An 8,675-nucleotide genomic window follows, 5' to 3' on the forward strand; every position below is an offset into this window, starting at 1 on the left:
GTGTAAAAGTCACTGTGCGCGGCGCGCTGGTTGCCATCCAGCAGCAGTTGCCACGGCTGGTCGGCGGGCGCATCCACCGGCTGGCGGAAATAGGCCGCGTACTCATTGCCGGCTTCGTAACGGCTCTGATAGCGGTAGCCGCGTTTAACGTACGGTACCGAATGGTCCTGCGCCGGCAGCCGATCGATGATCTCTTTCAGTACCCGATCCTGCAGCGCATCCTGAGAAGCCATCATCGCTTTACCGTAGCGGTTTTCCGCCTCCAGATAAGCCAGTACCTCGGGGTTTTGCCGGTCATCATCACGCAGCCAGAAATAGTTATCGGTGCGCGTTTCGCCGTGTAACGTCATGTGGTGGGGGATTTTTTTCGCTTGCGGCTGATTCATTACAGAGTTTCTCCCTGAAAGACGACATCCTGCAAGCGTGGCACTTCTGGCAGAGGAAGCCAAGCCGGAAACGCACGCGAAGTGTAACCGGAGGCCGCCGCAACCGCCTCCGGCGTGACTCAGGCCGCTTTTTCCGCCGCGATGTCGCGCTGAATACCGTCGCGCACGTCCTGCGGGATTTTCAGCGCATCGCCGAGCGCGGAGAGGTAACTGCGTTCCATGAAATGATCGACATCGATCGCCGCGCAGCTAAGGAAATAGAGTTCCAGCGCTTCCTCTTCGTTTTTCACGTCGGCGGCCAGCCACTGCGGATCGAGCGGACGGTTCATTGCCTGCTGAATCAGCGCTTCCGCCTGCGCCCCGTAACCGGCCTGATGGATATTCTGCTCGATGGCCCTGCGCTCGCGATCGTCAATGTGCCCGTCGCTTTTCGCAGCAAACACCAGCGCGGTTACCAGTCGCTCCGCGCGCTGGTCGAGCGGCGTCTGCAGCTGGCCAAACGCAGGCTCATCCTGATGGGTTTCCCGCACGCGCTGCTTGTATTTATTCCACAGCACCGCGCCTGCCGCCGCACCACCGCCGACCAGCAGCGCGGTGCCGCCGTATTTGGTTAACAGCTTGCGTGACGATTTGCTGGCAACCAGTAAACCCGCCAGGCCACCCAGCGCGCCGGGTGCCAGCATATCGCTCAGGCCGCCTGATTTGCCGTCACCGCCCTTCTTTGCCAGAACCGATTGAATTTGCTGCAGCCAGTTACTCATCGTTTAACTCCTGTTTAAGTTTCCGCTCACTATGCTGCCGCACGCTGTGTCAGTTAACGTCAGAGCCGGCAAAGTATGGCAAAGCCGGACGTGCGCAATGCGTGAGTACGCAAACGTTTTCGTTTATACTGCGCGCGCATTTTGACTGCTAAGGTGAAATTATGACGACTCTCGGAACCGCGCTGCGTCCTGCCGCAACGCGTGTCATGCTGTTAGGTTCAGGTGAATTGGGCAAAGAGGTGGCGCTGGAGTGTCAGCGTCTCGGGGTGGAAGTGATCGCCGTCGATCGCTATGCCGATGCCCCGGCGATGCACGTTGCGCATCGCAGCCACGTCATTAACATGCTGGACGGTGACGCACTGGCGGCGCTGATTGCGCAGGAGCAGCCCCACTTTGTGGTGCCGGAAATTGAAGCCATCGCCACCGAAAAACTGCTGGAGCTGGAAGCGCAGGGGCAAAAAGTGGTGCCGACGGCCCGTGCTGCGCGTCTGACCATGAACCGCGAAGGCATTCGCCGTCTGGCGGCAGAAGAGCTGGCGTTACCGACCTCAACCTATCAGTTTGCGGATAGCAAAGCGCGTTTCGTCGCGGCCGCGCACGAGATCGGTTTTCCCTGCATCGTAAAACCGGTAATGAGCTCCTCCGGTAAAGGCCAGAGCTTCATACGCGAAGCCAGCCAGCTGGATCACGCCTGGGATTACGCGCAGCAAGGCGGACGCGCGGGCGCGGGCCGGGTGATTGTCGAGGGCGTCGTGAAGTTCGATTTTGAAATCACCCTGCTGACCATCAGCGCGGTGGACGGCATCCATTTCTGCGCGCCAATTGGCCATCGTCAGGAAGACGGTGATTATCGTGAATCCTGGCAGCCGCAGCAGATGAGCGAACTGGCCCTGCAGCGCGCACAGGACATCGCCGCTAACGTGGTGAAAGCGCTCGGCGGTTACGGCCTGTTTGGCGTGGAGCTGTTTGTGTGCGGCGACGAGGTGGTGTTTAGCGAAGTCTCTCCGCGTCCGCACGATACCGGTATGGTGACGCTGATTTCGCAGGATCTCTCTGAGTTCGCACTGCACGTGCGCGCCTTCCTCGGCCTGCCGATTGGCGGCATTCGCCAGTATGGACCGGCTGCTTCGGCGGTGATCCTGCCACAGCTCGATAGCCACAACGTGCAGTTTGTGAATGTGGAAGCCGCACTCGGCGCCGGTCTGCAGCTGCGCCTGTTTGGTAAGCCGGAAATTGCGGGGCAGCGCCGTCTGGGCGTCGCGCTGGCGACCGGTGACAGCACCGATGATGCCGTGGCCCGCGCCATTGCCAGCGCCGCGGCCGTGCAGGTTCAGGGCTGATTGACCGGGTGGTGACGCAGCGCCATCACCACCCGCAAAAAATTGACCGCTGCCGCGTTGCAGTTACGCGGCAGCGCTATTCGCGATCAGCGGGGTGAAGCCGCGCCTGCCACAGCCTCACGCGCCAGCTGCGTAATGCGATCCCAGCCGCCGCTCTCCAGCGCATCGTTTGGCACCAGCCACGAGCCGCCAATACACAGCACGCTTTTCAGCGCCAGATAGTCACGATAGTTGGCCGGTGAAATGCCGCCGGTCGGACAGAAACGCACCTGCGGGAATGGACCACCAATCGCCGCCAGCGCTTTGACGCCACCGTTAGCCTCTGCCGGGAAGAACTTGAACTCGCGCAAACCATAATCCATGCCGACCATCAGTTCCGACACGGTGCTGATGCCTGGAATCAGCGGCACCGGGCCTTCCACCGCCGCCTTGAGCAGTGGCTCAGTGAGCCCCGGGCTAATGACAAACTGCGCGCCGGCGTCGGTCACTTCTTTCAGCTGCTGGGTATTGATCACCGTGCCGGCACCTACAATCGCTTCCGGAACTTCTTTGATCATTGCCCGCAGCGCATCCATCGCCACCGGCGTGCGCAGCGTCACTTCCAGCACGCGCACGCCACCTGCGACCAGCGCCTTGGCCATCGGCACCGCATGTTCCAGCTTATTGACGACAATCACCGGCACAACCGGGCCGGTAGTCAGAATCTGTTCCGCACTCGTTTTCCAGTTCTTCATTACGTTTCCTCAGGAGAGACAGCCCGACGCGCGGTCCGGCTGTCAGAAAGAGACCCCTACCATACAAGATCGGCCGGACGGACGTCTATTGGATATCATCAATTTTTGAAACCGCGGTTCATTTTGGTGATGACCTGTATCCGCTCGCAAGTTGAGCCTGATGCCTGCGTCTGCAGTTTTAACCCAGCACCAGTGAGACAACCGCTAAAACAATTAATAAAAACACCAGTGCACTGACCAGAGCCATACCAGCCACGAAGGCATGGAACGTCAGAGTGGCACCTGCGAAAAACAGCGCGCCGTAAACACTCCAGCGGCTCTCTTTGCGCATACCACCAAACGCGGCCAGCAGCAGGGCAATAGCCGCCAGCACGACATCCGTAATGGTAAGCAGCCCATCGATGTCCATCTTGCTGGCTTTCGATGTAGAACTTTGCACGTTCTCTCCTTTTAGTCCGGCAAGAACACCTTTCTTCACTGCGGCAACCTGTTCTGCTACCACCTGCTCAATTGAGGGACGATGTTGGAACGGGCCGAAAGTTAAGTGAACTGCAACCAGCATGAATGCTATGGCCCCCAGCAGCATACCGACAGAACTCCATTTATTGCGCATTAGCGTTTCCATACGTTTCCTTAGCATTATCATTTGCGCATCATTGCGCACCATTCTGTAGGGTTGCCATTAATGGCGACCAGGATAAACCCTGCTGACTGAAAACAAAACGCCCCTGGCGAGCAGCGCAGGGGCGTTATCATGAACTTCTCAGTCAGCGATGCAGGAGCGGTTATTCAAATTCGTTCCACGAACGGCCGTCGCGGGTGATCATCGCTACCGAGGCGACCGGTCCCCAGGTGCCGGCCTGATACGGTTTGGAGGCGTCGCCATCCGCATTCCACGCTTCAATAATCGAATCGACATAGGTCCATGCCGCTTCAACTTCATCGCGGCGCACAAACAGTGCCTGAATGCCGCGCATGGTTTCCAGCAGCAGACGCTCGTAGGCATCCGCCAGATGCGACTGATTGAAGGTTTCGGAGTAGCTCAGATCCAGCTTGGTGGTCTGCAGCTTATGCTTGTGATCGAGACCTGGCACCTTGTTGAGGATCTCAATATCCACGCCTTCGTCCGGCTGCAGACGAATCGTCAGCTTGTTCTGCGGCAGTTCGGCGTAAGAGTCCTTAAACAGGTTCATTTCCGGGTTTTTGAAGTACACCACCACTTCTGAGCACTTGGTCGGCAGACGCTTACCGGTGCGCAGGTAGAAAGGCACGCCCGCCCAGCGCCAGTTATCGATATCCACGCGGATGGCGACGAAGGTTTCGGTGCTGCTCTGCTTGTTAGCCCCCTCTTCTTCCAGGTAGCCCGGCACTTTTTTGCCCTGCACAAAACCGGCAGTGTACTGACCGCGTACGGTTTTCTCGCGCACGTTGGTTTGGTCGATGCGGCGCAGCGAGCGCAGCACTTTCACCTTCTCATCACGAATCGCGTCAGCACTGAGATCGGACGGCGGCGACATGGCGATCATGGTCAGGATCTGCAGCAGGTGGTTCTGGATCATGTCACGCATCTGGCCAGCTTTGTCGAAGTAACCCCAGCGGCCTTCGATACCCACCTCTTCCGCCACGGTAATCTGCACGTGGTCGATGGTGCGGTTGTCCCAGTTATTAACGAAAATCGAGTTGGCAAAACGCAGCGCCAGCAGGTTGAGCACCGTCTCTTTACCGAGATAATGGTCGATCCGGAACACCTGACTTTCATCGAAGAATTTACCGACGCTGTCGTTGATCTCCTGCGAGGTCTCCAGCGAGGTGCCGAGCGGCTTCTCCATCACCACGCGCGCCGGTTTGGCGTTGAGTTTAGCGGCGCCCAGGCCTTCACAGATGGCGCCAAAGGTGCTCGGCGGCATGGCAAAATAGTTGATGGTGACGCGGTTTTTCTGATCCAGCATCTTGCCCAGTTTCGAGAAGTGCGAGGTGTCGTTAACGTCGAGGTTGCAGAAGTCGAGACGGCCGCTGAGTTTGTCCCACAGCGCTTCGTCAATCTTCTCCTTCATGAAGGTTTCCAGCGCTTCACGCACCACTTTGGTGTAGGCCTCTTTGTCCCACTCCGCGCGACCCACGCCAATAATGCGCGTGGTATCGTGAATCTGACCGGCTTTCTCCAGCTGATACAGTGAAGGCAACAGTTTCCGGCGTGCAAGATCGCCTTTGGCACCGAAAATCACCAGATCGCATGCCTGGGCTGTTTGTGTTACCGCCATTTTCCTCTCCTCGTTGCAGGATATACCCGGCCTGAGCGTCCTCATCCTGCCGGGTCCTTATTGTAATTTTCTTACAGCACAATGTACTTTTTTCACCGCGCCAGGACAACCCGGCTGCGGTCGGTTACAGGTGATTATCCTGCACCGCCGGGGCGCATTTAACGTGTTGCGAAGTGCGCTAACGCGCCTTTTTCTGTTTCGATGTTTGTCGGGCGAAAACCCGGCAGCGATCAAAGTATGACAAAAAAAGCGCGGTTACATTTGTCCGCCGCTGCGTACGTCAGGCTATTACACGGTATATTCCGCATAATTGGCAGCGATTTCACGCACGGGTGAACGCAAAAAAGTGATTGATGGTCATCGGGTTAATAACATGCTGGATCAAATACAGGCGCAACTGGCCGCGCTGAGCAAATCAGAACGCAAAGTGGCAGAACAGATTCTGGCCGCGCCGCAGCAGGCGATGCACTCGAGCATTGCCACGCTGGCACAGGCGGCGCAGGTCAGCGAACCGACGGTGAACCGCTTCTGTCACCGCATGGGCACGCGCGGCTTTCCCGATTTCAAGCTGCAGCTGGCACAGAGTCTGGCCAAAGGGCCGAGCTGGGTCAGTCGCGATGTCGAAGAAAATGACAGCGTAGAACGCTACAGCCACAAGATTTTTGATTCCGCGCTGGCGGGACTCAGCCGCGTGCGTCAGCAACTGGATATGCAGGTGGTGGCTCAGGCGGTGCAGGCATTGTCACAGGCCCATAAAGTGGCCTTCTTTGGTCTTGGCGCCTCGGCGGTGGTGGCGCATGATGCCACCAATAAATTTCTGCGTTTTAATCTGCCGGTCGTCTGGTCCGAGGATATTGTGATCCAGCGCATGAGTTGCATAAATAGTGGACCAAATGACGTGTTTGTTCTGATATCGCATACTGGCCGCACCAAAAATATGATAGAACTGGCTCGCCTGGCTCGTGTAAACGCTTCCACCGTACTGGCTATCACCTCGCCCGGATCGCCGCTGGCTGAGGAAGCCACGCTGGCGCTGACGCTGGATGTACCGGAAGATACCGACATCTATCTGCCGATGGTTTCCCGCCTGGCGCAGCTCACCGTGGTTGACGTGCTGGCAACCGGTTTTACCCTGGAGCGCGGTACGGCTTTCCGTGAGAATCTCAAGCGGGTAAAAGAGGCGCTGAAAGCGTCGCGCCTCGAAAAGCCGGCGACGGAATCACGCGCACAGCAAAATAATTAACATCACATTCACAATGTGAGTCGAATCACAGCCCCTCGATCATATAGAATGAGTGACCATTGCGTGTCACTTGTGATCGACACGATACTTTGTCCACGGAGTCCTTCATGTCCAGACGTCTCAGAAGAACCAAGATCGTTACAACCCTCGGCCCCGCCACCGATCGCGACAACAACCTCGAAAAAATCATCGCGGCGGGCGCTAACGTTGTGCGACTCAATTTCTCCCACGGCACCCCGGAAGATCATCAACTGCGCGCCGATAAAGTGCGGCAGATTGCGGCCAAACTCGGTCGCCACGTCGCCATTCTTGGCGATCTGCAAGGCCCTAAAATTCGCGTATCAACCTTCAAAGAAGGCAAAGTTTTCCTCAATGTCGGTGACCGCTTCCTGCTGGATGCCAACCTGAGCAAAGGTGAAGGCGACAAAGAGAAAGTCGGTATCGACTATAAAGGCCTGCCGGAAGATGTGGTGCCGGGCGATATCCTGCTGCTGGACGACGGTCGTGTGCAGCTGAAGGTGCTGGAAGTTCAGGGGGTGAAAGTCTTCACCGAAGTGACCGTCGGCGGCCCGCTCTCCAACAATAAAGGCATCAACAAGCTCGGCGGCGGCCTGTCGGCTGAAGCGCTGACCGAAAAAGATAAGCTGGATATTATTACCGCGGCGAAAATTGGCGTCGACTATCTGGCGGTCTCCTTCCCGCGTAACGGCGAAGACATGAACTACGCGCGCCGTCTGGCACGCGATGCCGGCTGCGACGCCAAACTGGTGGCAAAAGTGGAGCGCGCCGAAGCAGTGGCAACGCAGGAAGCGATGGACGACATCATCCTCGCCTCCGACGTGGTGATGGTGGCCCGTGGCGATCTCGGCGTGGAAATTGGCGATCCGGAGCTGGTGGGCATTCAGAAAGCATTGATTCGTCGTGCGCGTCAGCTGAACCGCACCATCATTACTGCTACCCAGATGATGGAGTCGATGATCACCAATCCGATGCCGACCCGCGCGGAAGTGATGGATGTGGCAAACGCCGTGCTGGACGGCACCGATGCGGTGATGCTGTCGGCGGAAACGGCGGCCGGTCAGTATCCGGCGGAAACCGTGTCGGCGATGGCGAAAGTGTGTCTCGGCGCGGAAAAAATTCCAAGCGTGAACGTATCCAAACACCGCCTGGACGTGCAGTTCGACAACATCGAAGAAGCGATTGCCATGTCGGCGATGTACGCCGCTAACCATTTGCAGGGCGTGTCGGCCATCATTACCATGACCGAATCTGGCCGTACCGCACTGATGACGTCGCGCATCACTTCCGGTCTGCCGATCTTCGCAATGTCACGTCATGAACGTACCCTGAACCTGACCGCGCTGTACCGTGGCGTGACGCCGGTGTTCTTTGACAGCAACAACGATGGTGTCGCCGCCGCGCACGATGCGGTTAATCTGCTGCGCGACAAAGGGTTCCTCGTCTCCGGCGACCTGGTGATTGTCACCCAGGGCGACGTGATGGCGACCACCGGCACCACCAACACCAGCCGTGTCCTGCGCGTAGACTGAGTTTTACGCACCTCCTGACAGCGGCTGTAACAACATGGACAAACGCGACTGCCTGGCAGTCGCGTTTTATTTTTCACTGACAAGGAGGCCAGATGGCCCGCTATCAACCCATCAGTCAACTCACCGGACGCGTGCTGCTGTTTCCGCTGGCGCTGGTGTTGTTTGAGTTCGCGACCTACATCGCCCATGACATGATTCAGCCCGGCATGCTGCTGGTCACCGCCGAGTTTAACGTCGGCCCGGAATGGGTATCCACCTCACTCACTGCCTATCTGATGGGCGGCGTAGTACTGCAGTGGCTGCTCGGTCCGCTGTCGGATAAATATGGCCGGCGTCCGGTGTTGCTGTTCGGCATTCTGTTCTTTGCCGCCGCCTGTGTTCTCACCACCTGGGTGAGCAG

Annotated in this window: 8 protein-coding genes and 1 pseudogene; 4 read left to right on the top strand and 5 right to left on the bottom strand. The window is 57.8% G+C overall.

Translation table 11 applies throughout. From position 1 onward, the window contains the following. Positions 1-386 (bottom strand): annotated as a pseudogene (locus ERD80_RS20695) (oligopeptidase B); the annotation flags it as partial. Positions 387-505: 119 nt separating this feature from the next. Then, positions 506-1,147, bottom strand: coding sequence for a DUF533 domain-containing protein (locus ERD80_RS20700; protein ID WP_136548365.1), 642 nt, complete (start codon positions 1,145-1,147; stop codon positions 506-508). A gap of 161 nt (positions 1,148-1,308) precedes the next feature. Here ERD80_RS20700 and purT point away from each other — a divergent pair, with 161 nt between their 5' ends. Continuing rightward, a complete protein-coding gene (purT, locus tag ERD80_RS20705; protein WP_031280195.1) occupies positions 1,309-2,487 on the top strand; it encodes a formate-dependent phosphoribosylglycinamide formyltransferase in 1,179 nt (392 codons plus the stop codon). A gap of 86 nt (positions 2,488-2,573) precedes the next feature. Here the strand turns inward: purT and ERD80_RS20710 are convergent, their stop codons facing one another. The 3 genes from ERD80_RS20710 to zwf all read right to left on the bottom strand — a co-directional run bounded on the left by ERD80_RS20710 (position 2,574) and on the right by zwf (position 5,482). Next, positions 2,574-3,221: a bifunctional 4-hydroxy-2-oxoglutarate aldolase/2-dehydro-3-deoxy-phosphogluconate aldolase gene (locus ERD80_RS20710; RefSeq protein WP_136548367.1), complete on the bottom strand. Its 648-nt coding sequence runs from the start codon at positions 3,219-3,221 to the stop codon at positions 2,574-2,576. 178 nt (positions 3,222-3,399) lie between these two features. Next, positions 3,400-3,846, bottom strand: a complete 447-nt coding sequence (locus ERD80_RS20715) for a hypothetical protein (RefSeq protein ID WP_136548369.1) — start codon at positions 3,844-3,846, stop codon at positions 3,400-3,402. 160 nt (positions 3,847-4,006) lie between these two features. Continuing rightward, entirely contained in the window at positions 4,007-5,482 is a 1,476-nt protein-coding gene (gene zwf / locus ERD80_RS20720) for a glucose-6-phosphate dehydrogenase (protein ID WP_021509979.1), read from the bottom strand. A 373-nt stretch (positions 5,483-5,855) separates the two neighbouring features. Between zwf and ERD80_RS20725 the strand changes: the two genes are divergently transcribed. From ERD80_RS20725 to ERD80_RS20735, 3 genes are all read left to right on the top strand, one after another. Continuing rightward, positions 5,856-6,725 carry a MurR/RpiR family transcriptional regulator gene (locus ERD80_RS20725; RefSeq protein ID WP_136548371.1) on the top strand — a complete coding sequence of 290 codons (870 nt, stop codon included), beginning with the start codon at positions 5,856-5,858 and terminating at the stop codon, positions 6,723-6,725. Positions 6,726-6,832: 107 nt separating this feature from the next. Beyond that, the gene (pyk, locus tag ERD80_RS20730; protein WP_021509977.1) at positions 6,833-8,275 is read left to right on the top strand and encodes a pyruvate kinase; all 1,443 of its coding nucleotides are present in this window, start codon (positions 6,833-6,835) and stop codon (positions 8,273-8,275) included. 92 nt (positions 8,276-8,367) lie between these two features. Continuing rightward, positions 8,368-8,675 (top strand): MFS transporter (locus ERD80_RS20735; protein WP_136548373.1); only part of this gene is annotated, 308 nt, incomplete at its 3' end.

The sequence above is a fragment of the Pantoea sp. R102 genome, assembly GCF_004916815.1.
GTDB classification, from domain to species: domain Bacteria; phylum Pseudomonadota; class Gammaproteobacteria; order Enterobacterales; family Enterobacteriaceae; genus Pantoea; species Pantoea dispersa.

What these genes read in the sequence shown, in the direction of transcription:
- ERD80_RS20710 (WP_136548367.1), bottom strand. Translation starts at nt 3,221, where the DNA reads ATGAAGAACTGGAAAACGAGTGCGGAACAGATTCTGACTACCGGCCCG.
- pyk (WP_021509977.1), top strand. Translation starts at nt 6,833, where the DNA reads ATGTCCAGACGTCTCAGAAGAACCAAGATCGTTACAACCCTCGGCCCC.
- purT (WP_031280195.1), top strand. Translation starts at nt 1,309, where the DNA reads ATGACGACTCTCGGAACCGCGCTGCGTCCTGCCGCAACGCGTGTCATG.
- zwf (WP_021509979.1), bottom strand. Translation starts at nt 5,482, where the DNA reads ATGGCGGTAACACAAACAGCCCAGGCATGCGATCTGGTGATTTTCGGT.
- ERD80_RS20715 (WP_136548369.1), bottom strand. Translation starts at nt 3,846, where the DNA reads ATGGAAACGCTAATGCGCAATAAATGGAGTTCTGTCGGTATGCTGCTG.
- ERD80_RS20700 (WP_136548365.1), bottom strand. Translation starts at nt 1,147, where the DNA reads ATGAGTAACTGGCTGCAGCAAATTCAATCGGTTCTGGCAAAGAAGGGC.
- ERD80_RS20725 (WP_136548371.1), top strand. Translation starts at nt 5,856, where the DNA reads ATGCTGGATCAAATACAGGCGCAACTGGCCGCGCTGAGCAAATCAGAA.